Genomic DNA, 25,942 nt, shown 5'->3' with positions numbered 1-25,942 from the left:
ACCGTCGAGGAAACAGTGGTCGCCGCCGAGGCGACCGAAGCCCCGGTGGAGGCCTCTGAGACCACCGCAGCCGCCGCGCCCGCCGAGTCCTTCGTGTTCGACCGGCCCATCCAGACCGTCGGCCGCCGCAAGGAGGCCGTGGTGCGGGTGCGCCTGGTGCCCGGCACCGGCAAGTTCAACCTGAACGGCCGCACGCTGGAGGGCTACTTCCCCAATAAGGTGCACCAGCAGCTCATCAAGGCCCCGCTGGTCACCGTCGACCGGGTGGACAGCTTCGACATCTACGCCCTGCTGCACGGTGGCGGCCCCTCGGGGCAGGCCGGCGCGCTGCGCCTGGGCATCGCGCGGGCGCTGATCCTGGCCCAGCCCGAGGACCGGCCGCCGCTGAAGAAGGCCGGCTTCCTCACCCGTGACCCGCGTGCCACCGAGCGCAAGAAGTACGGCCTGAAGAAGGCCCGTAAGGCGCCTCAGTACAGCAAGCGCTGATCAGCGGTCGCTATCCGGCCACAACTTGGCATCGTGGTGCACAAGTTGTGGCCGGATGCGGCGTGTCTGCGCCCCGACGCGGCCCGTTTCATCGACAAAGGAACGGGCACGTTAGGTGCTAGCCCGACAACTGTGAGAGGTTTACCGCATGGGTCGACTATTCGGCACCGACGGTGTCCGCGGGGTCGCCAATCGCGAGTTGACCGCCGAGCTGGCGCTCGCGCTGGGTTCCGCGGCGGCGCGGCACCTGGCGAGCGTCCCGGCGCCGGGCCGGCGCGTCGCGGTGATCGGCCGCGATCCGCGGGCCAGCGGCGAGATGCTGGAGGCCGCGGTGATCGCCGGGCTGACCAGCCAGGGCGTCGACGCGCTGCGGGTCGGGGTGCTGCCCACCCCGGCGGTCGCCTACCTGACCGGTGCCTACGACGCCGACTTCGGCGTGATGATCTCGGCGTCCCACAACCCCATGCCCGACAACGGCATCAAGATCTTCGGCCCCGGCGGCCGCAAGCTCGACGACGGCACCGAGAATGACATTGAAGCGCTGCTCGCTGATGTCCCTGTCGACCCCGGGTTGCGTCCGGTCGGCGCCGGAATCGGACGGGTCATCGACGCCGAGGACGCGGACGACCGCTACCTGCGCCACCTGAGCAAGGCCAGCACCCTGCGCCTCGACGGGCTGACCGTGGTGGTGGACTGCGCCCACGGCGCGGCCTCCGCGGTGGCCCCGCGCGCCTACCGCGCCGCCGGCGCCAGGGTGATCGCGATCAACGCCGACCCCAACGGGCTCAACATCAACGACAACTGCGGGTCGACGCATCTGGACTCGCTGCGCGCGGCGGTCATCGCGCACCGCGCCGACCTGGGCCTGGCCCACGACGGGGACGCCGACCGCTGCCTGGCGATCGACGCCGACGGCAACCTGGTCGACGGCGACCACATCATGGTCGTGCTCGCGCTGGCGATGCACGAGGCCGACGAGCTGGCATCCAAGACCTTGGTCACCACCGTGATGAGCAACCTGGGGCTGCACCTGGCCATGCGTTCGGCCGGAATCGAGGTGCGCACCACCGGGGTTGGCGACCGCTACGTCGTGGAGGAATTGCGGGCCGGCGACTACAGCCTGGGCGGCGAGCAGTCCGGGCACATCGTGATGCCCGCGCTGGGTTCGACCGGCGACGGCATCGTCACCGGCCTGCGGCTGATGAACCGCATGGTGCAGACCGGCTCGACGCTGGCCGAACTGGCCTCGGCGATGCAGACGCTGCCGCAGGTGCTGATCAACGTGACCGTCGCCGACAAGGACATCGCCGCGACCGCACCCGCGGTGCAGAGCGCCGTCGGGCAGGCCGAGGCCGAGCTGGGCGACACCGGCCGAATCCTGTTGCGCCCGTCGGGAACCGAGCCGATGATCCGCGTCATGGTGGAAGCGCCCGAAAAGGACATCGCCGCGCGCATCGCCACCCGCGTCGCCGACGCGGTCAGCGGCGCGCTGTAGATCGCCTAACCCACCGGAACCCCGCCACCCCCGCGGGCGTCGGATAAGGCATGAAATCCGTTGGGGGAACACGCCCGGTAGCCATCGCCCGCACGCAGATCGACGCGCCGGCGGCGCAGCGGGTGGCTAATCAATTCGCCATGGCGGCCGAGTTCATCGACCGCGCGGTGAGCGACCACCTGTCCAGACTGGCTTTCGGCGGGGCCGGCGCCGGCCGCGACCACACCGCGCGCGGCGACGCGCTGCGCATCGAATTCGAGCGGCTGGTGGCGCAGGTGTCGCAATGGTCGCGCGCGTCGGCCGAGATCGCGGCCGCCCTGCGGTCCAGCGCCGAGCGCTACGCCGACGCCGAACTGTATGCCGCGGCGCGGATCGCCTAGCCGATGGCCGACCGGTTGGATGTGGCCGCGCGCCTTGAGGAGGGCCGGGTGGCCGTCGAGCACACCCAGACCTACGTGCAGGCCTGCCAGGTGCTCGGCTACCAAAACCCCGATCTGACAACGCATCCCGCGCAAATCCGGGAATGGTATGCCGGTGAGGACGGCCTGGACCTGCGCGCGCTGGATCGTGACTGTGCGGAGCTGCGGGCGTCGGGCGTGGTCGCGGCCGAGGCGCTGCGGATGCAGCGCGCCCAGGTGGCCGAGCTGGCCGCGGCGTGGACGGGTCCGGGCGGAGACGCCGCGGTGCAGCTGTTGCAGCGGCATTGCGAAACCGCGGACGCGCTGGCCACCGAGCTGCGCGCGGCGGCCCAACGCTGCGAGTCGCTGCGCGACAACCTGTGGTACCTGATCGATTCGGAGGTGGCGACGGCCATCGCCGTCGACGACCGGGTGGCCGCCGCGCGGCCGGCATGGCTGGCCGCCGCGGCCGCGGTGATGGCCGGGGACCGGGACCGCGCCGCGGAGGTGGTGCGCCAGCAGGTAATGCCCTACGTGGACAACGCTATTCGCCATGACTGGTTGACCGCGATGCGGTCCACCTCGGACGGGGTCGAGACGTCCTACGCCATGGTCATCGACAAGATGGCCGCCGTCCCGACGGCGCGCTTCGAGTTTCCCGGTGACCTCGGGGCGGGTGTGGTACCGATGCAGCTGGCCCCGCCGGCGACCGCGCCCGAACCGACGGTGAATTCGGCGCCCGAACCGCCGGTGGATCCGGCGCCGACGCTGACGGCCGCCGCGCCCGGACCGGTCTCCGCCATACCCGATCCGGTGACCCCCGCCCCGTCGCCGGTCGCTGCCGCGCCTCCCGCGGACTGGGGATCCGCGCTCGGTGACGGCCTGGGCATGCCTGCGGGCGATCTGGGTGGGTTCGGCGGTAGCGGTCTGGGTGGCGGACTCGGCGGCGGCGGTGGGCTTCTCGGGCTGGCCGGCCGGATCGTCGACGCGGTGGGCGGGCTGATCGGATCCGCCGGTGACGGCCTGGGCGGCGCGGATCCGGTGACCGGGGACGGCGGCGACTTCGACGAAAACCCCTTCCACACAGACGATTCCGAGGACAGTGCCGAGAACGCCGGCGATAAGGCCGGCGACGGGCCCGATGATCCCGCCACAACCGATGATGCCGCCACAACCGACGGCCCCGCAACGACCGACCAGCCCGTCGGCGAACCGGAGCCGAACCAGCCCGACGAATCGATCCAACCCGTCGGCGCCCCAGCACCGGTGAACGCGCCGCCGGCCGACCCGCCACCGCTCGCACCACCCGCGTCGCCGGCCGCCGCCCCTGCACCCGCGGCGGGCCAGGGATCGACGCCGTGCGAGATTGCCGCGGACCAGCTTCCGCAGGCGGGGCAATGACCGCTCAGGGCTGCAGCTTGAGGGCTTCCTCGACGAAGCGCACGGATTCGGCGGGGTCGGCGGCCAACGGGTTCACCAACAGCGTGGTCACCCCCGCCTCGGCGAACGCGGCCATGCGTTCGGCGACGTATCCGGGCGGGCCGATCAGCGACATGCCGCGCACCAGCTCGTCGGGCACCGCATCGATGGCCTCCTGCTTGCGGCCGGACAGGTACAGCTCCTGGATGCGGTCGGCGACCTCGCCGAACCCGTACCGCGTCGCCAGATTGTGGTAGAAATTGCGGCCTTTGGCGCCCATCCCGCCGATGTAGAGCCCCAGCTGCGGCTTGACCCACGCCAGCCGCGCGTCGACGTCGTCCCCGATGGCCAACGAGGCGTGCACCATAACGTCGAGCGGCCCCAGTGCGGGATCGCGTTTGGCGGCACCGGCCGCCAAGGCGTCACCCCAGATCGACGCGGCCTTGTCCGGAAGGTAGAAGACGGGCTGCCAGCCCTCGGCGATCTCGGCGGTGAGCTCGACATTCTTCGGTCCCAGCGCGGCGATGCTGACCGGAATACGTTCGCGCACAGGGTGATTGATGAGTTGCAGCGGCTTGCCCAACCCCGTCCCGCGATCGGCGGGCAGCGGCAGCTGGTAGTACTTGCCGTCGTATTGCACGCGTTCGCGGCGCCACACCTTGCGGCAGATCTCCACGATCTCGCGGGTGCGGCCGATCGGGGCGTCGAACGGCACGCCGTGAAACCCCTCGATCACCTGCGGCCCGGAGGTGCCGATGCCGAGGCGGAATCGCCCGCCCGACACGTAATCCAGCCCCGCGGCCGTCATCGCCAGCAGCGACGGCGTGCGGATGTAGATGGGCAGCACCCCGGACGCCAACTCCACGGTGTTCGTCTTGGCGGCCAGATAGCCCAGCTGGCTGATGGCGTCGAAGGCATACGCCTCGGCCACCACCACGACCTCGATGCCCGACTTCTCCAGCTCGACCACGCGGTCGACGGCCTCGTGGAAGCCACCCGAATAGTTAAGAGCGATCCCGATTCGCATCACAGACACTTACCACGCCGCCGCGCGGGCCGGGACCGTCAGCCCGTCGACGTGCCCGTCCAGTACTCCGCGAACCGCTGGCCGTCGGCGGCGAGGCGAAGGATGTCGTTGCCGGTGAACGAGACCGGGCCGTCCGGACCAAGGCCGGTACCCACCCAACGCCCGGCGACCAGGTCGCCGTCGGACAGCGGTCCGATCTCGATGGCAAAGCTCAGGTCCGAGAACATGTTTCGGGTCTGTTCGATGACCTGCGCGAGCCCCTGCGGCCCGTGCACCTCCCGGCCGGGCCAGTGGCCCACGAAGTCGTCGGTGACGATCTCGGCAGCGATGGGCTGGCCGTTCCACAGCTCGATGATCCAGCGGTCGTAGAGCGCTCGCACGGTCGACATACTGGGCAACTACCCCTTCGGCCGTGCCGCCTCACTTCAGCAGGGCGACGATCTTGTCTTCCAGCGGAATCGCTTCGGCCTCGGGGTCGATCGCATCCGTGCCGGGCAGGTGCGCCTGCGGATCGGCGAAATCGCGATACGTCTTGTCGCCGGCGAGGGTGTAGAGCAGGTAGCCGGTCAGCAGCGCCCGGACCGACCGCTGGGTGCGCCGGTGCGGGCCGGCCAGCCCCAGCACCTTGGTCAGCCGCCGGCCCTCGACCAGCCCGCCGGATTCGGCCTTGCTGACGATGCGCAGCGTCGCCGCGTCCCACACGTCGGCCAGTGCCAACGCGTTGGAGTTCAGCGTTTTCGGGTCGCCCGGTGCGGTGAAGATCACCCCGGGAACCTTCAGCGTCGCGGCCGGCTGCTGGGCCGGCGGACTGGTGACGCTGGGGAACAGCGCCGCGACCGCGGCGAGCTTGCCCGGCATCCCGGCCGCGGCGAACACCGCCGCCGAGCCACCGAAGCCGTGACCGACCACACCCAGCTTGGCGGGATGCACGCTGATCTTGCCGGGGCCCAGCCGCACGCCCGACACGATGTCCAGCGCGGTGCCGAGATCGAAGGCGAAGTTCAGCACCGACGGGGCCAGGCCGCGCTGGGTGTCGGGAGCGCCGGCCACGATGCCCCACGACGCCAGATGCTCGAGCAAGTTCGCATACCGGGCCGCGCCGGCGAGCCAATCGTGGCCGAACGCCACGCCGGGCAGATTCAGCCCCTCCTCGGGGGTGTACACCACTCCGGGTAGCCCGGCAAAGGCCAGGTCACCGCGCAAAACCCGATGCGGACCACGGCGGCTGACAGCTGCGACGAGCTTGCGGGTGCGGGCCACGCGTTGACGTTAGCGCATCGCAAACGGGCGCCGGAGGAGAAGGAACGCCGCCCCGCCCGCCCGGCCGGGCTCCCGCGCCCTTTCTAGCCCCTGACCTCGATGACACCCACCCGCCACAGCGCCGCATAGAGCTGGTTTAGGGCGCCGGACAGCAGCTGGGTGGTCATGTCCATCAAGGGGTTACCGGAGCCGGTCGCCGCCCGCGGGCGCGGCTTGCCCGGCCGCCGCGGTGCCGGTGCCATCGGGGCGGGCACCACGTCGTCGTAGCGAACTGCGGTCATGATTGCCTCCTCATGGCGCCTGATGGGCGGTCCGAAAAGTTACGCATCTCAATACGACCCGTTGCACAATTCCCGGTTAACAACCACTGACGACTGAATTCATGGCTCGGCTAAAAGCGTGGTCCCAGGTAGCCAGAATACTTGGCTTATGCCTAATTAATGCGTGACTGCAAAGCGATGACGACGGTTTCGCGGCTGATAAGCTGCGCAATCGTGACCGGGCGGGCTTCAAGCAGCTCGTCCTTCCGCTGGCTCGGGCTCTTTCCAATATTTGCTGACGTTTCGAATGCTAGGTCGATAAATCTTGCGGGTGAGGAGGCAAACGAAAACGTCACAAATACATCAGGTGAAAAACCTTTCCGCCGTTTATGACGATTGAGTGAATGAAACCGTCACCGACCCGGTGCGCCGAAACCCGGCGGCGGGTGAACTGGCGGTAGGGGGTCGACGCGGGCCTTTCGTGCAGGTGGGCGGCCTGACCACGACGGTGGAGTGCGGGGGTGGTGGTCCGCCTGCACTACCCTGGTCAGAATGTGCGGAATCGTCGGCTACGTCGGGCAGCAGCCCGCCTGCGAGGTCGTCATGGCCGCCCTGCGCCGGATGGAATACCGCGGTTATGACTCGTCGGGCATCGCCCTGGTCAACGGCAGTGGCCCCTCAGCAGGCACCCTGACGGTCAGCCGTCGGGCCGGCCGGCTGGCCAATCTCGAAGAGGCGGTCGCCGAGATGCCGCCGTCGTCGCTGACCGGAACCACCGGTCTGGGCCACACCCGGTGGGCCACCCACGGACGCCCCACCGACCGCAACGCCCACCCGCACCGCGACGCCCCCGGCAAGATCGCGGTGGTCCACAACGGCATCATCGAGAACTACGCCGGCCTGCGCCACGAGCTGGAGGCTCAGGGCGTCGAGTTCGCCAGCGACACCGACACCGAGGTCGCGGTGCATCTGGTGTCGCAGGCCTACCGGCACGGCGACACCGCGGGCGATTTCGCCGCCTCGGTGCTCGCGGTGCTGCGCCGCCTGGATGGTCACTTCACGCTGGTGTTCGCCAACGCCGACGACCCGGGCACCATCGTCGCCGCCCGCCGCTCCACCCCGCTGGTGATCGGCATCGGCGACGGCGAGATGTTCGTCGGCTCCGACGTGGCGGCCTTCATCCCACACACCCGCAACGCCATCGAACTCGGCCAGGACCAAGCCGTGGTGATCACCGCGAACGGCTATCGGATCACCGACTTCGACGGCAATGAAGACCTGGGACCCGGCGCCTACCGCGAGTTCCACATCGACTGGGATCTGGCCGCCGCCGAAAAGGGCGGCTACGAGTACTTCATGCTCAAGGAGATCGCCGAGCAGCCCGCCGCCGTGGCCGACACCCTGCTGGGGCATTTCGTCGACGGCCGGATCGTCCTCGACGAACAGCGCTTGAGCGACCAGGAACTCCGCGAGATCGACAAGGTGTTCGTGGTGGCCTGCGGCACCGCATATCACTCCGGGCTGTTGGCCAAGTACGCGATCGAGCACTGGACGCGGCTGCCCGTCGAGGTCGAGCTGGCCAGCGAATTCCGGTACCGCGACCCGGTTCTGGACCGCAGCACCCTGGTGGTCGCCATCTCGCAGTCCGGTGAAACCGCGGACACGCTCGAAGCCGTCCGGCACGCCAAGGAGCAGAAGGCCAAGGTCCTGGCGATCTGCAACACCAACGGCTCGCAGATTCCGCGCGAGTGCGACGCCGTCCTGTACACCCGCGCCGGCCCGGAGATCGGGGTGGCCTCGACCAAGACGTTCCTGGCGCAGATCACCGCCAACTATCTGGTCGGGCTGGCGCTGGCGCAGGCCCGCGGCACCAAGTACCCCGACGAGGTGCAGCGCGAATACCACGAGCTGGAAGCGATGCCGGACCTTGTCGCGCGGGTGATCGCGACGATCAAGCCGGTGGCCGCCCTGGCGTATCAATTCGCCCAGTCCCCGACGGTGCTGTTCCTGGGTCGCCACGTCGGGTACCCGGTGGCGCTGGAAGGCGCGCTCAAACTCAAGGAATTGGCCTACATGCACGCCGAGGGCTTCGCCGCCGGCGAGCTCAAGCACGGTCCCATCGCGCTGATCGAGGACGATCTGCCGGTCATCGTCATCATGCCGTCCCCCAAGGGTTCGGCCGTGCTGCACGCCAAGCTGCTGTCCAACATCCGCGAGATCCAGGCGCGCGGGGCGATCACCATCGTGATCGCCGAGGAAGGCGACGACACCGTGCGCCCCCACGCCGATCACCTGATCGAAATTCCTTCCGTGTCAACGCTTCTGCAACCCCTGTTGTCGACGATCCCGCTTCAGGTGTTCGCCGCCTCGGTGGCGCAGGCGCGCGGCTACGACGTCGACAAGCCGCGAAACCTGGCCAAGTCCGTCACCGTCGAATAGGCCGGCATGCCTCGCGCCGCTTCGCGCGGATACCCGGCAGAGGCGCAGCCGATCCACTACATTTCCCCTCGGGCAGCTTTTGCGGCAGGTGGGTTGGGCTAAGTCCGTACGGGAGGAAGTATGCGATCGGCCGGCACGAAGTACGGCGTCGTAGGCCTTGTCGTCCTCATCCTGGCGGCGTACGTGGTGGCCGTCGGGATGTACGCGCAAAGCGGCACGGGCCGGCGTCTGGATGCGACCGCCGCGACTCCCGACGGCGACAAGCCGTCGGCGACCATCAACGTCGAAGACATTCAGTCCAACAACAGCGTGCTGGCCGTCAACCTGGCATTCAATCCCGGTTCCGCGCTGCTGGATCCGACGACCCACCATCTGAAGGACGACCTGAGCCTGCGGGTCAGATCGGCCGCGATGCCCGCCCGGCACACCTGGACCAAGGGCATGCTGCCCGGCCTGATGGCGGTCCCGCTGACCATCGCCGGGCAGATCGAACGCTGGCCCTTCGATCAATACCGCTCGGGGCCGATCGAAGTCGAGATCTTCTACGGACCCGATACCGAACGGGCGGCGGTCCGCGTGCCGGTCACCTTCGTCGACCATCTTTCGGGATGGCGGCTGTCCGCCACCAGATCCCAGGCCGACGGTCCGTACCGACTGAACGTGCGGCGGTCGCTCAGCACCGCGGCGTTCGCCATCGTCATCCTCGGCGTGCTGATCACGATCGCCAGTCTGGCGGTGTTCGTCGCGGTCCAGACGGCGCGCGACCGGCGCCCGTTTCAGCCGCCGATGACGACGTGGTACGCGGCCATGCTGTTTGCGGTGGTGCCGCTGCGCAACGCGCTGCCCGGTTCGCCGCCGTTCGGCAGCTGGGTCGACATCACCGTCGTCATCTGGGTCCTGGCCGCGCTGGCGCTCTCCATGGTGATCTACATCAGCACCTGGTGGCGGCATTTGAAACCGATGCCCGCCGTCGCGCCCGCGAATCCCGCCCCCGCACCGGCGGATCCGGCTCCCGCGCCCGCGAAGTAGCCGGGCGCCGGCGGCGTGTTTGCCGCCGAAGTTGTCCGGCGGCACGCCCCGCGTGCGAAGGTTGATGGCGTGGTGCATCCATCGGTTCGCAGGCGAGTGCGCAGTATGACGCTGGTGGTTTGGCATTACGTGACCAGCGCGCCGCTGACCTACGGCTGGCTGCTCGTGCTGATGATCACGACGATCATCCAGACCCATCTCACCGGCCGGGAGCTGCACTCCGTACTCCTGCACCGCTCCACCAACATTCACGAGTTGGGCAGCGACCCGCTCGGCGTCCTGTTCGCCAGCCTGCTGTGGATCGACGGCAAGAACTTCGAGCCCTACCTGCTGCTGTTCACCCTGTTTCTCGCGCCGGCCGAGCACTGGCTCGGCCAGCTGCGCTGGCTCACTGTGGGATTGAGCTCGCACATCCTTGCCACCTACATCAGCGAAGGCATCCTCTACTTCGCGATCGAGGACCACGACGCCCCGCAGCGGCTGGTGCACTCCCGCGACATCGGGGTGAGCTATTTCCTCGTCGGCGTGATGGCCGTGCTGACCTTCCACATCGCCCGGCCGTGGCGCTGGGGCTATCTGGGGGTGTTGTTCATCATCTTCGGTTTCCCGCTGATCACGATGGGCAGCCAATTGAACTTCACCGCGATCGGGCACTTCACCTCGATCCTCATCGGCTTGTGCTTCTACCCGATGACTCGCAGCAGCACCAAACGCAGCAGCCCGTTGAGCCCTGCGCGCCTGCGGGCCATGGCGCGCCGCAACGTGCCGCCGGAAACCCCGACCTGATGCGGCGCCGAAAGGCTTTGCGGCCCAAGCCACTCCGCAACGGTGCCGGAAGCGGTGAATGTGGCCGGGCCGTGCGCGGCTGTACACCGCGACGGCGACACGTAATCTGACTCTGATGCGGCATTACTACCCGGTAGACGCGATCCGCCAGGCCGAAGCCCCACTGCTGGCCAGCCTGCCCGACGGCGCCCTGATGCGGCGCGCGGCCTACGGCCTGGCGACCGAGATCATCGGTGAGTTAGCCGCCCGCACCGGCGGGGTAACCGGGCGGCGTGTGTGCGCGGTCGTCGGCTCCGGGGACAACGGCGGTGACGCGCTGTGGGCGGCCACCTTCCTGCGCCGTCGCGGCGCGGCCGCCGACGCGATCCTGCTCAACCCGGAGCGCACTCACCGCAAAGGCCTGGCGGCGCTCCGGAAAGCCGGCGGCCGCATCGTCGAAAGCGTCTCGCCGACAACCGATCTCGTCATCGATGGCGTGGTGGGCATCTCCGGCTCGGGAGCGCTGCGACCCGCCGCGGCCGAGGTGTTCGCCGCAGTCGACGACGCGGGAATCCCGGTGGTCGCCGTCGACATCCCCAGCGGCATCGATGCGGCGACCGGGGCGATCGCCGGACCCGCGGTGCACGCCGTGCTGACCGTCACCTTCGGCGGGCTCAAACCCGTGCACGCGCTCGCCGACTGCGGGCGGGTGCGGCTGATCGACATCGGGCTCGATCTGCCGGATACCGACACGCTGGGTTTCGAGGCGGCCGACGTCGCCGCCCGCTGGCCGGTACCCGGGCCGCACGACGACAAGTACACCCAGGGCGTCACCGGCGTGATGGCCGGTTCGTCGACATATCCGGGCGCCGCCGTCCTGTGCACCGGCGCCGCCGTCGCGGCGACCTCCGGCATGGTCCGCTACGCCGGCAGCGCACACCGCGAGGTGCTCGCACACTGGCCCGAGGTGATCGCCTCGCCCAGCCCGGCGTCGGCCGGCCGGGTGCAATCCTGGGTCGTCGGGCCGGGATTGGGCACCGACGACATCGGGGCCGCGGCGCTGTGGTTCGCGCTGGAAACCGACCTGCCGGTGATCGTGGACGCCGACGGACTCACCATCCTGGCGGCCCATCCCGACCTCGTGGCCAACCGCACCGCGCCGACGGTGCTGACGCCGCACGCCGGTGAATTCGCCCGCCTGGCGGGTAACCCGCCCGGCGATGACCGGGTGGGTGCGTGCCGCAAGCTGGCCGACGCGTTGGGCGCCACGGTGCTGCTCAAGGGCAACGTCACGGTCATCGCCGATCCGGGCGGCCCGGTCTACCTCAATCCGGCCGGGCAATCCTGGGCGTCCACCGCCGGCTCCGGTGACGTGTTGTCCGGCATGATCGGCGCGCTGCTGGCGTCGGGCTTGCCACCTTCTGAGGCGGCCGCCGCGGCGGCCTTCGTGCATGCGCGTGCCGCGGCACTGTCGGCCGCCGACCCTGGCCCCGGCGAGGCGCCCACCTCGGCGTCGCGCATGGTGCCGCACATCCGAGCCGCCCTGGCCGCCCTGTAGCAGCAGTAGAAAGGATTTCGTTGTGCCCCAACACCCTTCCATGCCCGCGCATGCCATCGCCCCGGCCTACACCGGGCGCCTGTTCACCGCGCCGGTACCGGCCCTGCGGATGCCCGACGAGTCGATGGATCCCGAGGCCGCCTACCGCTTCATCCACGACGAGCTGATGCTCGACGGGAGTTCCCGGCTGAACTTGGCGACCTTCGTCACCACCTGGATGGACCCCCAGGCCGGGCGGCTGATGGCGGAAACGTTCGACAAGAACATGATCGACAAGGACGAGTACCCGGCGACGGCGGCCATCGAGCAGCGCTGCGTGTGCATGGTGGCCGACCTGTTCCACGCCGACGGCCTGCGCGACGACGACCCCTCCAGCGCCTGCGGGGTCTCGACCATCGGGTCCAGCGAGGCGGTGATGCTCGGCGGGCTGGCGATGAAGTGGCGGTGGCGCGCGAAAGTCGGCAAGGAGTGGAAGACGCGCACCCCGAACCTGGTGATGGGCTCCAACGTCCAAGTGGTCTGGGAGAAGTTCTGCCGCTACTTCGACGTCGAGCCGCGCTACCTGCCGATGGAGGAGGGGCGCTACGTCATCACCCCCGAGCAGGTCGTCGACGCCGTCGACGAGGACACCATCGGCGTGGTCGCGATCCTGGGCACCACCTACACCGGCGAGCTGGAGCCGATCGCCCAGATCTGCGCGGCACTGGACAAGCTGGCCGCCGACGGCGGCGTGGACGTCCCGGTGCACGTCGATGCCGCCAGCGGCGGATTCGTGGTGCCGTTCCTGCATCCGTCACTGAAGTGGGACTTCCGGCTGCCGCGGGTGGTGTCGATCAACGTCAGCGGCCACAAGTACGGGCTGACCTATCCAGGTGTGGGGTTCGTCGTGTGGCGCAGCAAGGAGTACCTGCCCGAGGACCTGGTGTTCCACGTCAATTACCTGGGCGGCGACATGCCAACCTTCACGCTGAATTTCTCCCGCCCCGGCAACCAGGTGGTCGGCCAGTACTACAACTTCCTGCGGCTGGGCCGCGAGGGCTACACGCAGGTCATGCAGACGCTGTCGTCGACCGCGCGCTGGCTGGCTGAGCAGCTGCGTGTCGGCGAACATTGCGAGCTGATCTCCGACGGCTCGGCGATCCCGGTGGTCAGCTTCCGGTTGGCCAAGGACCGCGGCTACACCGAGTTCGACGTCTCCCACGAACTGCGCGGCTATGGCTGGCAGGTGCCCGCCTACACCATGCCCGACAACGCGACCGACATCTCGGTGCTGCGCATCGTGGTGCGCGAGGGCCTGTCCGCCGACCTGGCCCGGGCGCTGCACGACGACGCCCGCAGCGCGCTGGCGTCGCTGGACAAGCTCAAGCCGGGCGGGCACTACAGCGCCGAGCACTTCGCGCACTGAGTTTCCGTCACACGGGCCACAGTGGTCCCGGGCCCGGAAGCGATGTGTGTGATGCCCGCCTCGCAGCGACAACGCGCTGGCGACCGCGTCATCCTGCGCGTTGTCGCGCAGAGGTGGGCAATTGCGTGTTTACCGACGCGCCGGGGCGCATGTGGCCGCTGTGATCATTGCGACAACACGGCCCGGCTGTGTGCGGTCCGTCCGCCGTCGGCGAACGGTGTGTCCGATCCGTTCTGGGAGAATGGCTGCTGCGAACTGACAGACAAACGAGTGGGAGCGCGACATCCTTGGCCGTTACGCCGATATCCCTGACACCGGGCGTCCTCGCCGAGGCCCTGGTCGACCTGGGCGCGATTGAGCACAACGTGCGGTTGCTGTGCGAGCAGGCCGGCGGCGCGCAGGTGATGGCCGTGGTCAAGGCCGACGGCTACGGCCACGGAGCCATCCAGACGGCGCGCGCCGCGCTCGCCGCGGGGGCCGCCGAGCTGGGTGTCGCCACCGTCGCCGAGGCCCTGGCGCTGCGCGCCGCGGGGATCACCGCGCCGGTGCTGGCCTGGCTGCACCCGCCGGGCATCGACTTCGGTCCCGCGCTGCTGGCCGACGTTCAGATCGCCGTGTCGTCGGAGCGCCAGCTCGACGAGCTGTTGGACGCGGCGCGCCGCACCGGCCGGACCGCGACGGTCACCGTCAAGGCCGACACCGGACTGAACCGCAATGGGGTGGCGCCGGCCCAATACCCCTCGATGCTGACCGCGCTGCGCCGGGCCGTCGCCGAGGAGGCCATCGTGTTGCGGGGCCTGATGTCGCACATGGTCTACGCTGATCAGCCCGCCAATCCCGTGAATAACCTTCAGGCCCAACGGTTTAGCGAGCTGCTCTCCCAGGCGCGCGACCAGGGTGTGCGGTTCGACGTGGCGCACCTGTCGAATTCTTCGGCCACCATGTCCCGCCCAGACCTGGCCTTCGACATGGTGCGCCCCGGCATCGCGATATACGGGTTGAGTCCGGTTCCCGAGCTCGGCGACATGGGTCTGGTGCCGGCGATGACGGTGAAATGCACTGTGGCACTGGTCAAGTCGATTCGTGCGGGGGAGAGCGTGTCCTACGGCCACACCTGGACCGCGCAGCGCGACACCAACCTCGCGCTGCTGCCGGTCGGCTACGCCGACGGCGTCTTCCGGTCGTTGGGCGGCCGGCTCGAGGTGTTGATCAACGGCAGGCGGCGCCCGGGTGTCGGGCGAATCTGCATGGACCAGTTCGTGGTCGACCTCGGACCGGGGCGCACCGACGTGGCCGAAGGCGACGAGGCGATCCTGTTCGGGCCAGGCGGTGGCGGCGAACCCACGGCGCAGGATTGGGCCGACCTGCTCGGCACCATCCACTACGAAGTGGTGACCAGCCCCCGCGGGCGGATCACCAGGACCTACCGCGAGGCGAACACCGTTGAGCCCTGAGAAACCCCGCAGGCGCCACAGGGGCAGGGCCTGGCTTGCGGGAGGCGCCGGGGTGACTGCCGTCGCCACCATCGTCGGAGCCTCGGCCCGACGGTCGATGACGCAGCGCACCACGGTCGAAGACCCGTACGCTCAGGAGGATTTCAACAGGCTCGAGGACGACGGAAGCCTGGTGGTGACCACGCCCGACGGGATACCGCTGGCGGTCCGCGAAGCCGGCCCCGGCGATGCACCGCTGACGCTGGTGTTCGTCCACGGATTCTGCCTGCAAATGGGCGCCTTTCATTTTCAGCGCACGCGGCTGCCCGATCACTTGGGCCCCGACGTGCGAATGGTGTTCTACGACCAGCGCGGGCACGGCAGATCCGGCGAGGCGGACCCCGAGACCTACACGCTGACCCAACTCGGCAGGGACCTTCAAACCGTGCTGAACGTGGTGGCACCGCGCGGAATGATCGTGCTGGTGGGCCACTCGATGGGCGGCATGACGGTGTTGTCCCACGCCCGCCAGTTCCCCGAGCAGTACGGGCGCCGGATCGTCGGCGCCGCGCTGATTTCCTCGGCGGCCGAGGGTGTTTCGCGATCACCGCTGGGGGAGATCCTGAAAAACCCTGCGCTGGAAGCGGTCCGGGTCGCCGCGCGGTCCGCGCCGAAGCTGATGCATCGCGGCCGCAACGTGTCCCGGTCGCTGATCGGCCCGGTGCTGCGGGCCGCCTCCTACAGCGACCTGCACGTCAGCCGCAGCCTGGACGCGTTCTCCCAGCAGATGATGAACAGCACCCCGATCCCCACCATGGTGGGATTTTTGGACGCGCTGGAACAACATGACGAAACCGCCGGGTTGTGGACGCTGCTGCGGGTTCCCACCTTGGTCGCCTGTGGCGATCACGACCTGCTCACCCCGGACGAGTATTCGCGAAAGATGGCCGCCAGCCTGCCGCAGTCCGAGCTGGTCATCGTCGCCGGGGCCAGCCACCTGGCACTGCTCGACAAGCCCGAGGCCATCAACGGCGGACTGGTCCGACTGGTCAGGCGGGCCACCCCGACCAGGGCGGCGCTGCGGTTACGACGGATACGAGAGAAGTTGCGGCGCCATGGTTGACGGCGTCGACCCGCCGCGCCCGGCTTCGCCGCGCTTGCGATCGCCGCGGGTTGACGGCGTCGACCCGCCGCGCCCGGCTTCGCCGCGCTTGCGATCGCCGCGGGTTGACGGCGGCACCGCGACGCTCGAGCGCGTCGAGGACACCATGGCGCTGGGCTCCAGGCTGGGGCAGGACCTGCGGGCGGGTGACGTGGTGGTGCTGTCCGGTCCGCTCGGGGCGGGAAAGACGGTGCTGGCCAAGGGCATTGCCGCGGCGATGGACGTCGACGGACCGGTCACCTCACCGTCCTACGTGTTGGCGCGGGTGCATCCGCCGCGGCGGGCCGGCACCCCCGCCATGATTCATGTCGACATGTACCGGTTGCTCGACCACACCGACAACCAAGGCGCCGACCTGCTCGGCGAACTCGATTCCCTGGACTTGGACAGCGATCTCGACGACGCTGTCGTGGTGGTGGAATGGGGCGAAGGCCTGGTCGAGCGGCTTGCCGAGCGTCACCTGGACATCCGGCTGGAACGCCTGAGCGAGTCCGACGTGCGGATCGCTTCGTGGCAATGGATTCGCGCATGAGCATCGTGCTGGCCCTCGACACCGCGACCCCGGCCGTCACGGCCGGGATCGTGCGGCGTGACGACCTGTGCGTGCTCGCCGAGCGGGTCACGGTCGACGCACGGGCCCACGCCGAACGGCTCACCCCGAATGTGGTTGCCGCACTGGCCGATGCGGAGTTGACGATGGCCGACCTGGATGCCGTCGTGGTGGGCTGCGGCCCCGGCCCGTTCACCGGCCTGCGGGCCGGGATGGCCACCGCCGCCGCCTACGGGCACGCGCTCGGCATCCCGGTGCGTGGGGTCTGCAGCCTGGACGCCATCGGGGTGCGCACCGCCGGCGAAGTGCTGGTGGTCACCGACGCCCGCCGGCGCGAGGTCTACTGGGCCCGCTACCGCGACGGGTTTCGCGCGGAGGGGCCGGGGGTCAACGCCCCGGCCGACCTCGATCCGGGCGCCGCGCGGGCGGTGGCCGGCTCGAAGGAGCACGCGGCGATGTTCGACCTGCCGCACTGCGAGCCCGTCTACCCCACACCGGCCGGGCTCGTCGCCGCGGTGCCCGATTGGTCCGCCGACCCCGAACCGCTGGTGGCGCTGTATCTTCGCCGCCCGGACGCAAAACCGTTGGCGGCGCGGCAATGACCGCCCACAGCGAACCCGCGACCGTCGGCGGCCTGACTCGGGCCGACGCGCAGCGCTGCGCCGAGCTGGAGGCGCAGCTCTTCGACGGCGACGACCCCTGGCCCGCGGCGGCGTTCAACCGCGCACTGGCCAGTGTCCACAACCATTACGTGGGTGCCCGGATCGGCGAGACGCTGGTCGGGTACGCCGGTATCTCGCGGCTGGGCCGCACCCCGCCCTACGAGTACGAGGTGCACACCATCGGCGTGGATCCCGCGTATCAGGGCCGGGGCATCGGACGCCGGCTGCTCGACGAGTTGCTGACCTTCGCCGAGGGCGGTGCCGTGTACCTGGAGGTCCGCACCGACAACGAGGCGGCCATCGGGTTGTACACCAGTGTTGGGTTCGAGCGGATCGGCCTGCGCCGGCGCTATTACCGCGTCAGCGGAGCTGACGCGTACACGATGCGACGGGAGGTCCAGTGACCATAAACATCTTGGCCATCGAAACCTCTTGCGATGAAACGGGAGTCGGCATCGCGCGGCTGGACGCCGACGGCGCGGTGACGCTGCTGGCCGACGAGGTGGCATCCAGCGTCGACGAGCACGTGCGGTTCGGCGGCGTGGTCCCCGAAATCGCCTCGCGCGCGCACCTGGAGGCGCTGGGGCCCGCGATGCGCCGCGCGCTGTCGACCGCCGGCCTGGACAAGCCGGACGTCGTTGCGGCCACCATCGGGCCCGGGCTGGCCGGCGCCCTGCTGGTGGGAGTCGCTGCGGCCAAGGCGTATTCGGCCGCCTGGGGGGTGCCTTTCTATGCGGTGAACCATCTGGGCGGACATCTGGCCGCCGATGTCTACGAGCACGGGCCGCTGCCCGAGTGTGTGGCGCTGCTGGTTTCCGGCGGCCACACCCACCTGTTGCATGTGCGCTCGCTCGGCGAGCCGATCCTGGAACTGGGCAGCACGGTCGACGACGCCGCCGGCGAGGCCTACGACAAGGTGGCGCGGCTGCTGGGGCTGGGCTACCCGGGCGGCAGGGTGCTCGACGAGCTGGCCCGCACCGGAGATCGCGACGCCATCGCTTTCCCGCGCGGCATGACCGGGCCGCGCGATGACCCCTACGCGTTCAGCTTTTCCGGGCTCAAGACGGCCGTCGCGCGATACCTGGAAAGCCACCCGGACGCGGCGAACGCCGATATCGCCGCCGGGTTCCAGGAGGCCGTCGCCGACGTGCTGACCCGCAAGGCGGTGCGCGCGGCCACCGACCTCGGGGTCTCCACGTTGCTGATCGCGGGGGGAGTGGCCGCGAATTCGCGGCTGCGGGAGCTGGCGGAGCAGCGCTGCGCGGCGGCCGGGCTGACGCTGCGGGTCCCCAGGCCCCGGCTTTGCACCGACAACGGGGCGATGATCGCATCCTTCGCCGCGCACCTGGTGGCCGCCGGGGCGTCGCCGTCGCCGTTGGACGTGCCGAGTGACCCCGGCCTGCCGGTGCTAAAAGGGCAGGTGAGCTGATGTTCGCTCAGCGCGGACACACCAACTCCGGAGAAGCAGCAGGGCGCCCTTGAGTGCTAGCACTCGCATGTATAGAGTGCTAGGTGGCAATCGGCCAAGCCCTGTGTCGGCACCCGCGACGACGGCGCTCGGGCACGGTCGGATGCCGAACACCTGATAACTCGGAAGGTTCGGGGTCAACCCGTACCGCCCGTCAACTCCGGTCCGGGCACGTCCCGGACCCGACCCAAACACTGGAGGGCTCCAATCGTGGCGAAGGTGAAGATCAAGCCACTCGAGGACAAGATTCTCGTGCAGGCCAACGAGGCCGAGACCACGACCGCGTCTGGTCTGGTCATTCCTGACACCGCCAAGGAGAAGCCGCAGGAAGGCACCGTCGTCGCAGTCGGCCCCGGCCGGTGGGACGAAGACGGCGCGAAGCGCATCCCGCTGGACGTCTCGGAAGGCGACACCGTCATCTACAGCAAGTACGGCGGAACCGAGATCAAGTACGGCGGCGAGGAGTACCTGATCCTGTCGGCACGCGACGTGCTGGCTGTCGTCTCCAAGTAAAGAACCGTGTTCCGCCCCGGCGATCCCCGCGTCCTGCGCGGGTGATTTCCGGGGCGGCATGCGTTTGGGTGAAGGAGCCTGATGAGCAAGATCATTGAGTACGACGAGACAGCGCGTCGCGCCATCGAGGCCGGCGTGAACACGCTCGCCGACGCGGTACGGGTGACGCTCGGGCCGCGCGGCCGGCATGTGGTGCTGGCCAAGGCATTCGGCGGCCCCGCGGTCACCAACGACGGTGTGACCGTCGCGCGTGAGATCGACCTGGAAGACCCGTTCGAGAACCTGGGCGCCCAGCTGGTGAAGTCGGTGGCGACCAAGACCAACGACGTCGCCGGCGACGGCACCACGACGGCGACCGTGCTGGCGCAGGCGCTGGTCAAGGGCGGCCTGCGGCTGGTCGCGGCCGGCGCCAACCCCATCGAACTGGGTGCGGGCATCAGCAAGGCCGCCGACACGGTGTCCGAGGCGCTGCTGGCGTCGGCCACCCCCGTCTCCGGCAAGGACGGCATCGCGCAGGTGGCCACCGTGTCATCGCGCGACCAGCTGCTCGGTGAGCTGGTCGGCGAGGCGATGACCAAGGTCGGCACCGACGGCGTGGTCAGCGTCGAGGAATCCTCGACCCTGAGCACCGAGCTCGAGTTCACGGAGGGTGTCGGTTTCGACAAGGGTTTCCTGTCGGCGTATTTCGTCACCGACTTCGACTCCCAGCAGGCCGTGCTGGACGACCCGCTGATCCTGTTGCACCAGGACAAGATCAGCTCGCTGCCCGACCTGCTGCCCATGCTGGAGAAGGTCGCCGAATCGGGCAAGCCGCTGCTGATCATCGCCGAGGACGTCGAGGGCGAGGCGCTGGCGACCCTGGTCGTCAATTCCATTCGCAAGACGCTCAAGGCCGTCGCGGTCAAGGCGCCGTTCTTCGGCGATCGTCGCAAGGCGTTCCTGGAGGACCTGGCGGTCGTGACCGGCGGGCAGGTGATCAACCCCGATGCGGGCCTGCTGCTGCGCGAGGTCGGCACGGATGTGCTGGGCTCGGCCCGCCGCGTGGTCGTCAGCAAGGACGACACCGTCATCGTCGACGGCGGCGGCGCCAAGGATGCGGTCGCCAACCGCGTCAAGCAGCTGCGCGCCGAGATCGAGGCGAGCGACTCCGAGTGGGACCGCGAGAAGCTGCAGGAGCGGCTGGCCAAGCTGGCCGGCGGCGTGGCCGTGATCCAGGTCGGTGCGGCCACCGAGACCGCGCTCAAGGAACGCAAGGAAAGCGTCGAGGATGCCGTCGCGGCGGCCAAGGCCGCGGTCGAGGAGGGCATCGTCGCGGGCGGTGGCTCCGCGTTGCTGCAGACGCGCAAGGCGCTGGAAAAGCTCCGCAAATCGCTGAGCGGCGACCAGGCGCTGGGCGTCGACGTGTTCTCCGAGGCGCTGGCGGCGCCGCTGTACTGGATCGCCACCAACGCCGGGCTCGACGGAGCGGTCGCGGTGCACAAGGTCACCGAGCTGCCCAGCGGGCACGGGCTGAACGCGGACAAGCTGACCTACGGCGACTTGATCGCCGACGGGGTCATCGACCCGGTCAAGGTCACCCGCTCGGCGGTGCTCAACGCCGCGTCGGTGGCCCGGATGGTCCTCACCACCGAGACGGCCGTCGTCGACAAGCCGGCCGACGAGGACGAGCATGGCCACGGCCATCACCACGGCCACGCGCACTAGCTGATTGACACCCGACTGTGGGGCTCACGCACAAAAGCGCAACGCTTTTCGTACATGAGCCCCACGTTCGGCGTCGTCGAGCGACGGCTCGACGCGAATGCTAAACGCCGCAGCTTGGCCGCGTGAAAGTTTAACCTCGCGTCATGGAACGTATCTGGCAGTGGGCGTGGGACCGTTTCAAGGCGAGATACTCGTGGGCGGTCTACGCCGTCGGAATCCCCATGATGCTGTGGACCTACCTGTTCTGGTTGTTCTTGATTGTTGCCGTGCAGGGATCCGATCGGTACATCGAGGCGGCCGTTCTCGCCCTTATCGCCGCACCCGTGTTGTGGTACGTGGCCGTGCTTCCGGGTGCGGGCGGCGCTCGCCTGGTGGAGGGATGGGTGACCGGTCGCGATGTCGATCGGGCGAGCGCATTGGACGCCACCTACGCATGGGCCCGGGGGACGGTCGCGCGGGCGGTGGCTTTCAATGCTGCGTGGACCGGGCTGTTATCCATTGTTGTCTCCACCATTGCCGGGGCGACTTGGTCGCAAAGCGTTCAATACGGAGTCCTGGGCGCTTTGATGGGGACGGCCGTTGTGATGAGTGGAGTGCATGGCACGGCGGAAGCAGCGGCTCGGCCGGCCAGAATGGCGATCGGCGGTGGCACAGCGGTTGGTGACAACCTGCCCCGCTCGCGTCCGACTTTCGCCTTTTGGTCAAGCGCGGCCCTACTGGCGAGTTCGTTCCTGTTCGCCGTCGACGGCACCATGCTGGTGGTCGCATTCCCTTGGGCGCGTGAGCAACCGGTGCTCTTTGCGGGTATCGGGTGCGCGTTGGTGATCGGCTTCGGGGTGCCGATGACCGTCGGTGCTGCGCTCGCGCCGTCCCTGCGGCCCATTCGTGACCTGGCGGAAGGAACGAAACGGGTTGTGGCCGGCGACTATTCGCAGCGCCTACCGGTGGTGCAGGACGACGACCTCGGCGCGCTGGCGGCGTCGTTCAACCGCATGCAGGCGGGATTGGCAGAGCGGCAACGACTTCAGGCAGCCTTCGGCACCTACGTCGACCCAGCCTTGGCGGCGCGGCTACTGCAGCAGGGCGATGACGTCTTCACCGGAGAGCGCCGCCAGGTGACCGTGATGTTCGTCGATATCCGCGACTTCACCTCGTTCGCCGAAGCGAATAGCGCCGAGGACACCGTCGCCCACCTCAACGCCCTTTTCAAAATCGTAGTGCCGGCGGTGGTCGATGCCGGTGGGCACGTCAACAAGTTCCTGGGCGACGGCGCGCTCGCGGTGTTCGGGGCACCCAACGATCTCGCCGATCATGCCGACGCCGCGGTGGCCGCGGCGGCGACGATCCATCGCCTGGTTGCCGAGCGATTTGGCGACACGCTTCGGATCGGCATCGGAATCAACACCGGCAAGGTGATCGCCGGAACCATCGGCGGCGCAGGAAAACTCGAGTTCACGTTGATCGGCGACACCGTCAACGTCGCTGCGCGCATCGAGCAGCTCACCAAGGCCACCGGGGACGCGATCCTTCTTACTCAACACACCGTCGACGCCCTAAATGTTCGCCCACATGGACTGCTCGACCGGGGACCGCATGCCCTGAAAGGCAAGTCAGTAGAGGTGCAGGTATTCGGCCTTGACCCGACAGTGATTCAGATAGACCGCCTCAGCTAACGGCTTACATCCAGCACCACTGAGACGGCGGTCGTAGACAAGCCCGCCGACGAGGACCAGCACGCCGGCCATCACCACGGCCACGCTCACTAGAAGTTGTTTGCGGCCTCGAATGTGGGGCTTATGCATGGGATCTCGTCGATTTCCGTCCTCAAGCCCCACATTCGGCATTTAGGGCTCGGGTGAGGTTTGGCTTAAGTGAGGACCATCGGCCCTATGAGAGCCCGGCGTCCGAGCGCATCCTGATGGCGAGTCGTTTGAGGCTCGTTTCTGAAATCAATCCATCAGGAGTGATCATGGCGGAGGGGACCGAGAAAAATAGTCCAGCGGAACGTGCGTCCGAGCTGGCGCAACGCGCAGCAGGCTTGTCTGACGAAGTGCTCAAATCGGTGGAATCCGGACAGCGGAGCGCGATCGATGCCGTACGCAAATTCGTTGGCGCCGTAGAAGAGTCGTTGCCGGGGCATGGCGACGATCACCCGTCGAGACGCGAGACCATCGTCGACGCCGCCCTCGACATGGCCGACAAACTCGTCAAGACCCAGTACGAGTTCATCCGAAGCGTCGTCAGCGGCGCGAGTGAGACCCTGAAAAAGCAGGGTGACGAAAAGTCGGGTGGTCATTAGCCGTACTGCTTGCTCGACGCCCGGCCCCAGCGCGGTGGACTGACCGAGCGCAGCTGAAGGAGAAACAAGCGATGAGCCAGCAGTCTGATGTCACGTCCGTCGAATCGCTCGACCTCGACCGTTACTGCGGCCTGTGGTACGAGATCGGCAGGCTCCCGCTGAGATGGGAGGACGCCAACGCCGCCGACATCACCGCCAACTACACGCTCGAGGACGACGGAAGCGTGCGGGTTGACAACCGGTGCCTCGACAAGGGCGCAGCGTCACAGGCGATCGGCCGGGCAATGCCGGTGAACGGCAAACCTGGCCAGTTGGAGGTCTCGTTTCTTCCGGAGTTCCTGCGGTGGATACCGTTCACGAAGGGTGATTATTGGGTCCTGAAGATCGATGAGGCCTATACGGTCGCCCTGGTCGGTACACCCGACCGCAAGAACCTTTGGCTGCTTGCTCGCGAACCCCGCATCGACCCCGCCACCGAAGCGGCCTACCTGGCGGAAGCGGCCCGGCAGGGGTTTGATCTGGAACGGTGGATCACCCCGGTGCAGTCTGGTCGGCGCGTCACCGACGAGCTGCTAAGGGGCTGACCCGCGACGGCATCACCATCACTAGGGTTGACGCGCCCCCGCCCGCGGTGAAAAATGTGATACTCGTCATATGACCACTGGTCACATCAGGCAGGAAGGCGGTCGCTCATGACCACGAGGGACAAATACACCGAAGTGCCCGCGCCCTACTCGTGGGAAGTCCCCAGTGCCGGCGACGCGCGCTTCACCTGGGAATACGACGACGGGCGCGCCCGGCTGCTTTCCCTGTATCAGAAGGGGAAGGACAAGCAGTGGGATGCCCAGTCGCGCATCGACTGGGCGCAAGACGTCGACCCGATGAACCCGGTCGGGCTGCCTGACGAGTTCCATCCGCTGTTCGGCAGCCCGATGTGGGACTCCGCAGACGACGCACGTCGCGCCGAGATGCGCCAGCACTTCCAGGCCTGGCAGCTCTCGCAGTTCCTGCACGGGGAGCAGGGCGCGATGGTGTGCGCGGCCAAGATCGTCGAGGTCGTCCCGGACCTGGACGCGAAGTTCTACGCGGCCACCCAGACCATGGACGAGGCCCGGCACGTCGAGGCGTTCTCGCGGTTCCTGCAGGACAAGGTCGACGTGGTCTACCCGATCAACAAGCACCTGACCGCACTGCTCGACGACACCCTGCGCGACTCGCGCTGGGACATGCCCTACCTGGGCATGCAGGTCCTCATCGAAGGGCTCGCGCTCGCCGCCTTCGGGGTACTGCGTGACATGTCGGCGCCGGGCTCACTGGCCAAGTCCGTGCTGGCCTATGTCATGCAGGACGAGGCCAGGCATGTCGCCTTTGGCCGAATCTCGCTGAAGGACTACTACTCCGCACTGACCGAGGCCGAGCGGGACGAGCGTGAAGAGTTCGTCGTGGACGCCTGTTACCTGATGCGCGACCGGTTCCGCGGTGAGGAGGTCTTCGAGACCCTCGGTATGGACGTGAAAGCCTGTGCCGAGTGGGTCGACACGTCGCCGCTGATGATTCAGTTCCGCTCGCACCTGTTCAGCAGGATCGTGCCGATCGTCAAGGACATCGGGTTGTGGGGCGACAAGGTGCAGGGGGCCTTCAGGGACATGGGTGTGCTCGACATGGCCGGCTCCGACATCGAGGCGTTGATGAAGGCCGATGAGGATCAGGCCGCCGCGCTGGACCAGGCACACGCCGAGATGGCCGCCCGGGCCGTCGAGGTGGACGAGGTGATCGCGGCGGGCGCGAGCTGATCCAGGGGAAATTACGTCGCGACGGCGCGCACGAACGCGTCGGCGAAAACATCTGTGACGGTGTCGATTTCGGGCAGTGGCCACGCGATGACATTCGGCAAGACCGGTCGGGTCAGCAGGTGGATCATGATGGGTCCCAAAAGTAGCTGGGCCAGTAGCGGCATGGGCAACTCGCGGATGCGTCCGGCTCGGATCTCGGCTGCGAACCAACGACCGAGCACGCCGAGCATGCGCGGGGCGCCGTAGGCCGCCAGCGATTGCACGGCGGGACTTGTCGGCCGCGCGAAGGCCTCGGCGAATATCGCTGGGGCGACGCGGGGTTCGCGGCCCAGCGCGTTCGCCACGGTCCGGTAGAACCCCCGCACCGTTTCGGGCAGCTCACCGTCGGCACCCGCGAGGTATTCCTCGATGTCGCGAACCGGGCTGTGCTGCTCGAAGACCGCTCGCATCAACTCATCGCGCCCGCCGAACACCGCGTGCAGGCTGTAGACCGAGCAATGTGCCCGGGCGGCAACGGCTTCCAATGTCGCTGCGGCAAGGCCGGATTCGCCGATCAGCGATGCGGCGGCGGCTACGGCACGGGTGCGCACAGGGGGAAGCCCGCCGGGGTCGACCCCGGCGGCGCGGATGGCGTCGTTCAATGCGGTGCGTGAGCCGCCGAAGCGTCGCAACAGGGTGCTTCGCGAGATGCCGGCCTCGGCGGCGATCCTGTCGACGGAAACGTCGGCCACGTCCTTACCCAGCTTTTCCGCGGCGCGCAGTGCGGCCTCGACCACCTGTGGCGTCGACACCTGTCGAGCCATACCGCCCCCTCCAC

Annotated in this window: 26 protein-coding genes; 21 read left to right on the top strand and 5 right to left on the bottom strand. The window is 68.6% G+C overall.

The genetic code is table 11. The annotated features are described in order from the left end of the window. The first annotated feature begins 45 nt into the window (after positions 1-45). The 4 genes from rpsI to A5688_RS12945 all read left to right on the top strand — a co-directional run bounded on the left by rpsI (position 46) and on the right by A5688_RS12945 (position 3,780). Complete coding sequence (gene rpsI / locus A5688_RS12960; RefSeq protein WP_165606934.1) at positions 46-486, top strand: 30S ribosomal protein S9; 441 nt, start codon at positions 46-48, stop codon at positions 484-486. Positions 487-634: 148 nt separating this feature from the next. Further along, positions 635-1,981 carry a phosphoglucosamine mutase gene (gene glmM, locus A5688_RS12955; protein ID WP_067833977.1) on the top strand — a complete coding sequence of 449 codons (1,347 nt, stop codon included), beginning with the start codon at positions 635-637 and terminating at the stop codon, positions 1,979-1,981. A gap of 50 nt (positions 1,982-2,031) precedes the next feature. Beyond that, a complete protein-coding gene (locus A5688_RS12950) occupies positions 2,032-2,361 on the top strand; it encodes a hypothetical protein (RefSeq protein WP_067833979.1) in 330 nt (109 codons plus the stop codon). A gap of 3 nt (positions 2,362-2,364) precedes the next feature. Further along, positions 2,365-3,780 carry a hypothetical protein gene (locus tag A5688_RS12945; protein WP_067908830.1) on the top strand — a complete coding sequence of 472 codons (1,416 nt, stop codon included), beginning with the start codon at positions 2,365-2,367 and terminating at the stop codon, positions 3,778-3,780. A gap of 4 nt (positions 3,781-3,784) precedes the next feature. Here A5688_RS12945 and A5688_RS12940 read toward each other — a convergent pair whose 3' ends face one another. The 4 genes from A5688_RS12940 to A5688_RS12925 all read right to left on the bottom strand — a co-directional run bounded on the left by A5688_RS12940 (position 3,785) and on the right by A5688_RS12925 (position 6,366). Continuing rightward, positions 3,785-4,825, bottom strand: a complete 1,041-nt coding sequence (locus A5688_RS12940; protein ID WP_067908827.1) for an LLM class F420-dependent oxidoreductase — start codon at positions 4,823-4,825, stop codon at positions 3,785-3,787. A gap of 38 nt (positions 4,826-4,863) precedes the next feature. Further along, positions 4,864-5,214, bottom strand: a complete 351-nt coding sequence (locus A5688_RS12935; protein WP_067833983.1) for an ester cyclase — start codon at positions 5,212-5,214, stop codon at positions 4,864-4,866. Positions 5,215-5,245: 31 nt separating this feature from the next. After that, positions 5,246-6,085 (bottom strand): dienelactone hydrolase family protein, encoded by an 840-nt coding sequence (locus tag A5688_RS12930; protein WP_067908824.1) that lies wholly within the window; start codon positions 6,083-6,085, stop codon positions 5,246-5,248. Between the two features lie 83 nt (positions 6,086-6,168). Further along, positions 6,169-6,366: an Rv1535 family protein gene (locus A5688_RS12925; protein ID WP_067833988.1), complete on the bottom strand. Its 198-nt coding sequence runs from the start codon at positions 6,364-6,366 to the stop codon at positions 6,169-6,171. A gap of 531 nt (positions 6,367-6,897) precedes the next feature. On the opposite strand from A5688_RS12925, the gene glmS reads away from it, so the two are divergent. The 17 genes from glmS to A5688_RS12840 all read left to right on the top strand — a co-directional run bounded on the left by glmS (position 6,898) and on the right by A5688_RS12840 (position 25,125). Then, a complete protein-coding gene (gene glmS, locus A5688_RS12920) occupies positions 6,898-8,784 on the top strand; it encodes a glutamine--fructose-6-phosphate transaminase (isomerizing) (RefSeq protein ID WP_067833989.1) in 1,887 nt (628 codons plus the stop codon). Between the two features lie 120 nt (positions 8,785-8,904). Further along, the gene (locus A5688_RS12915) at positions 8,905-9,813 is read left to right on the top strand and encodes a DUF4436 domain-containing protein (RefSeq protein WP_067833991.1); all 909 of its coding nucleotides are present in this window, start codon (positions 8,905-8,907) and stop codon (positions 9,811-9,813) included. Between the two features lie 105 nt (positions 9,814-9,918). Further along, positions 9,919-10,599 carry a rhomboid-like protein gene (locus tag A5688_RS12910; protein WP_067833993.1) on the top strand — a complete coding sequence of 227 codons (681 nt, stop codon included), beginning with the start codon at positions 9,919-9,921 and terminating at the stop codon, positions 10,597-10,599. A gap of 115 nt (positions 10,600-10,714) precedes the next feature. After that, positions 10,715-12,136, top strand: coding sequence for a bifunctional ADP-dependent NAD(P)H-hydrate dehydratase/NAD(P)H-hydrate epimerase (locus tag A5688_RS12905; protein ID WP_067908821.1), 1,422 nt, complete (start codon positions 10,715-10,717; stop codon positions 12,134-12,136). Positions 12,137-12,176: 40 nt separating this feature from the next. Then, a complete protein-coding gene (locus tag A5688_RS12900) occupies positions 12,177-13,541 on the top strand; it encodes a glutamate decarboxylase (protein ID WP_120312153.1) in 1,365 nt (454 codons plus the stop codon). A gap of 287 nt (positions 13,542-13,828) precedes the next feature. Beyond that, positions 13,829-14,995, top strand: a complete 1,167-nt coding sequence (gene alr / locus A5688_RS12895; RefSeq protein ID WP_067833998.1) for an alanine racemase — start codon at positions 13,829-13,831, stop codon at positions 14,993-14,995. A 52-nt stretch (positions 14,996-15,047) separates the two neighbouring features. After that, complete coding sequence (locus A5688_RS12890; RefSeq protein WP_207546659.1) at positions 15,048-16,097, top strand: alpha/beta fold hydrolase; 1,050 nt, start codon at positions 15,048-15,050, stop codon at positions 16,095-16,097. Next, positions 16,090-16,668 (top strand): tRNA (adenosine(37)-N6)-threonylcarbamoyltransferase complex ATPase subunit type 1 TsaE, encoded by a 579-nt coding sequence (gene tsaE, locus A5688_RS12885; RefSeq protein ID WP_278184176.1) that lies wholly within the window; start codon positions 16,090-16,092, stop codon positions 16,666-16,668. Before A5688_RS12890 ends, tsaE begins: the two co-directional genes overlap by 8 nt. Continuing rightward, positions 16,653-17,288, top strand: coding sequence for a tRNA (adenosine(37)-N6)-threonylcarbamoyltransferase complex dimerization subunit type 1 TsaB (gene tsaB / locus A5688_RS12880; protein ID WP_207546658.1), 636 nt, complete (start codon positions 16,653-16,655; stop codon positions 17,286-17,288). Before tsaE ends, tsaB begins: the two co-directional genes overlap by 16 nt. Continuing rightward, on the top strand, positions 17,285-17,752 hold the full coding sequence (rimI, locus tag A5688_RS12875) for a ribosomal protein S18-alanine N-acetyltransferase (RefSeq protein ID WP_067908818.1): 468 nt from the start codon (positions 17,285-17,287) through the stop codon (positions 17,750-17,752). Before tsaB ends, rimI begins: the two co-directional genes overlap by 4 nt. Before the next feature lie 2 nt (positions 17,753-17,754). Then, the gene (tsaD, locus tag A5688_RS12870; protein WP_067908986.1) at positions 17,755-18,777 is read left to right on the top strand and encodes a tRNA (adenosine(37)-N6)-threonylcarbamoyltransferase complex transferase subunit TsaD; all 1,023 of its coding nucleotides are present in this window, start codon (positions 17,755-17,757) and stop codon (positions 18,775-18,777) included. 249 nt (positions 18,778-19,026) lie between these two features. Then, on the top strand, positions 19,027-19,329 hold the full coding sequence (groES, locus tag A5688_RS12865; RefSeq protein ID WP_007773431.1) for a co-chaperone GroES: 303 nt from the start codon (positions 19,027-19,029) through the stop codon (positions 19,327-19,329). Positions 19,330-19,410: 81 nt separating this feature from the next. Then, positions 19,411-21,033 (top strand): chaperonin GroEL, encoded by a 1,623-nt coding sequence (groL, locus tag A5688_RS12860; protein WP_067834007.1) that lies wholly within the window; start codon positions 19,411-19,413, stop codon positions 21,031-21,033. 143 nt (positions 21,034-21,176) lie between these two features. Next, positions 21,177-22,706 carry an adenylate/guanylate cyclase domain-containing protein gene (locus A5688_RS12855; RefSeq protein ID WP_067834009.1) on the top strand — a complete coding sequence of 510 codons (1,530 nt, stop codon included), beginning with the start codon at positions 21,177-21,179 and terminating at the stop codon, positions 22,704-22,706. Between the two features lie 296 nt (positions 22,707-23,002). After that, positions 23,003-23,332 carry a hypothetical protein gene (locus tag A5688_RS12850; RefSeq protein WP_067834104.1) on the top strand — a complete coding sequence of 110 codons (330 nt, stop codon included), beginning with the start codon at positions 23,003-23,005 and terminating at the stop codon, positions 23,330-23,332. Positions 23,333-23,403: 71 nt separating this feature from the next. Continuing rightward, a complete protein-coding gene (locus tag A5688_RS12845; protein ID WP_067911073.1) occupies positions 23,404-23,916 on the top strand; it encodes a lipocalin family protein in 513 nt (170 codons plus the stop codon). A 108-nt stretch (positions 23,917-24,024) separates the two neighbouring features. Continuing rightward, positions 24,025-25,125, top strand: a complete 1,101-nt coding sequence (locus A5688_RS12840) for a ferritin-like domain-containing protein (RefSeq protein ID WP_067834013.1) — start codon at positions 24,025-24,027, stop codon at positions 25,123-25,125. Between the two features lie 11 nt (positions 25,126-25,136). Here A5688_RS12840 and A5688_RS12835 read toward each other — a convergent pair whose 3' ends face one another. Further along, on the bottom strand, positions 25,137-25,928 hold the full coding sequence (locus A5688_RS12835; protein WP_067834016.1) for a TetR family transcriptional regulator: 792 nt from the start codon (positions 25,926-25,928) through the stop codon (positions 25,137-25,139). Between the last annotated feature and the right edge of the window lie 14 nt (positions 25,929-25,942).

Origin of the sequence: Mycobacterium mantenii, from assembly GCF_001667865.1 — a bacterium.
GTDB lineage: Bacteria > Actinomycetota > Actinomycetes > Mycobacteriales > Mycobacteriaceae > Mycobacterium > Mycobacterium mantenii_A.
Note: the sequence above shows the minus strand (reverse complement) of the source record. Positions and strands in the feature narration are given on the sequence as shown.

Bases quoted from the DNA above. Each gene is read 5' to 3' on its own strand.
- A5688_RS12950 (WP_067833979.1), top strand. From the start codon at position 2,032: ATGAAATCCGTTGGGGGAACACGCCCGGTAGCCATCGCCCGCACGCAG.
- glmM (WP_067833977.1), top strand. From the start codon at position 635: ATGGGTCGACTATTCGGCACCGACGGTGTCCGCGGGGTCGCCAATCGC.
- tsaB (WP_207546658.1), top strand. From the start codon at position 16,653: ATGGATTCGCGCATGAGCATCGTGCTGGCCCTCGACACCGCGACCCCG.
- A5688_RS12845 (WP_067911073.1), top strand. From the start codon at position 23,404: ATGAGCCAGCAGTCTGATGTCACGTCCGTCGAATCGCTCGACCTCGAC.
- A5688_RS12945 (WP_067908830.1), top strand. From the start codon at position 2,365: ATGGCCGACCGGTTGGATGTGGCCGCGCGCCTTGAGGAGGGCCGGGTG.
- A5688_RS12855 (WP_067834009.1), top strand. From the start codon at position 21,177: ATGGAACGTATCTGGCAGTGGGCGTGGGACCGTTTCAAGGCGAGATAC.
- A5688_RS12850 (WP_067834104.1), top strand. From the start codon at position 23,003: ATGGCGGAGGGGACCGAGAAAAATAGTCCAGCGGAACGTGCGTCCGAG.
- A5688_RS12910 (WP_067833993.1), top strand. From the start codon at position 9,919: ATGACGCTGGTGGTTTGGCATTACGTGACCAGCGCGCCGCTGACCTAC.
- A5688_RS12840 (WP_067834013.1), top strand. From the start codon at position 24,025: ATGACCACGAGGGACAAATACACCGAAGTGCCCGCGCCCTACTCGTGG.
- A5688_RS12915 (WP_067833991.1), top strand. From the start codon at position 8,905: ATGCGATCGGCCGGCACGAAGTACGGCGTCGTAGGCCTTGTCGTCCTC.
- groL (WP_067834007.1), top strand. From the start codon at position 19,411: ATGAGCAAGATCATTGAGTACGACGAGACAGCGCGTCGCGCCATCGAG.
- A5688_RS12900 (WP_120312153.1), top strand. From the start codon at position 12,177: ATGCCCGCGCATGCCATCGCCCCGGCCTACACCGGGCGCCTGTTCACC.
- A5688_RS12905 (WP_067908821.1), top strand. From the start codon at position 10,715: ATGCGGCATTACTACCCGGTAGACGCGATCCGCCAGGCCGAAGCCCCA.
- A5688_RS12835 (WP_067834016.1), bottom strand. From the start codon at position 25,928: ATGGCTCGACAGGTGTCGACGCCACAGGTGGTCGAGGCCGCACTGCGC.
- glmS (WP_067833989.1), top strand. From the start codon at position 6,898: ATGTGCGGAATCGTCGGCTACGTCGGGCAGCAGCCCGCCTGCGAGGTC.
- A5688_RS12925 (WP_067833988.1), bottom strand. From the start codon at position 6,366: ATGACCGCAGTTCGCTACGACGACGTGGTGCCCGCCCCGATGGCACCG.
- rimI (WP_067908818.1), top strand. From the start codon at position 17,285: ATGACCGCCCACAGCGAACCCGCGACCGTCGGCGGCCTGACTCGGGCC.
- A5688_RS12940 (WP_067908827.1), bottom strand. From the start codon at position 4,825: ATGCGAATCGGGATCGCTCTTAACTATTCGGGTGGCTTCCACGAGGCC.
- tsaE (WP_278184176.1), top strand. From the start codon at position 16,090: ATGGTTGACGGCGTCGACCCGCCGCGCCCGGCTTCGCCGCGCTTGCGA.
- A5688_RS12935 (WP_067833983.1), bottom strand. From the start codon at position 5,214: ATGTCGACCGTGCGAGCGCTCTACGACCGCTGGATCATCGAGCTGTGG.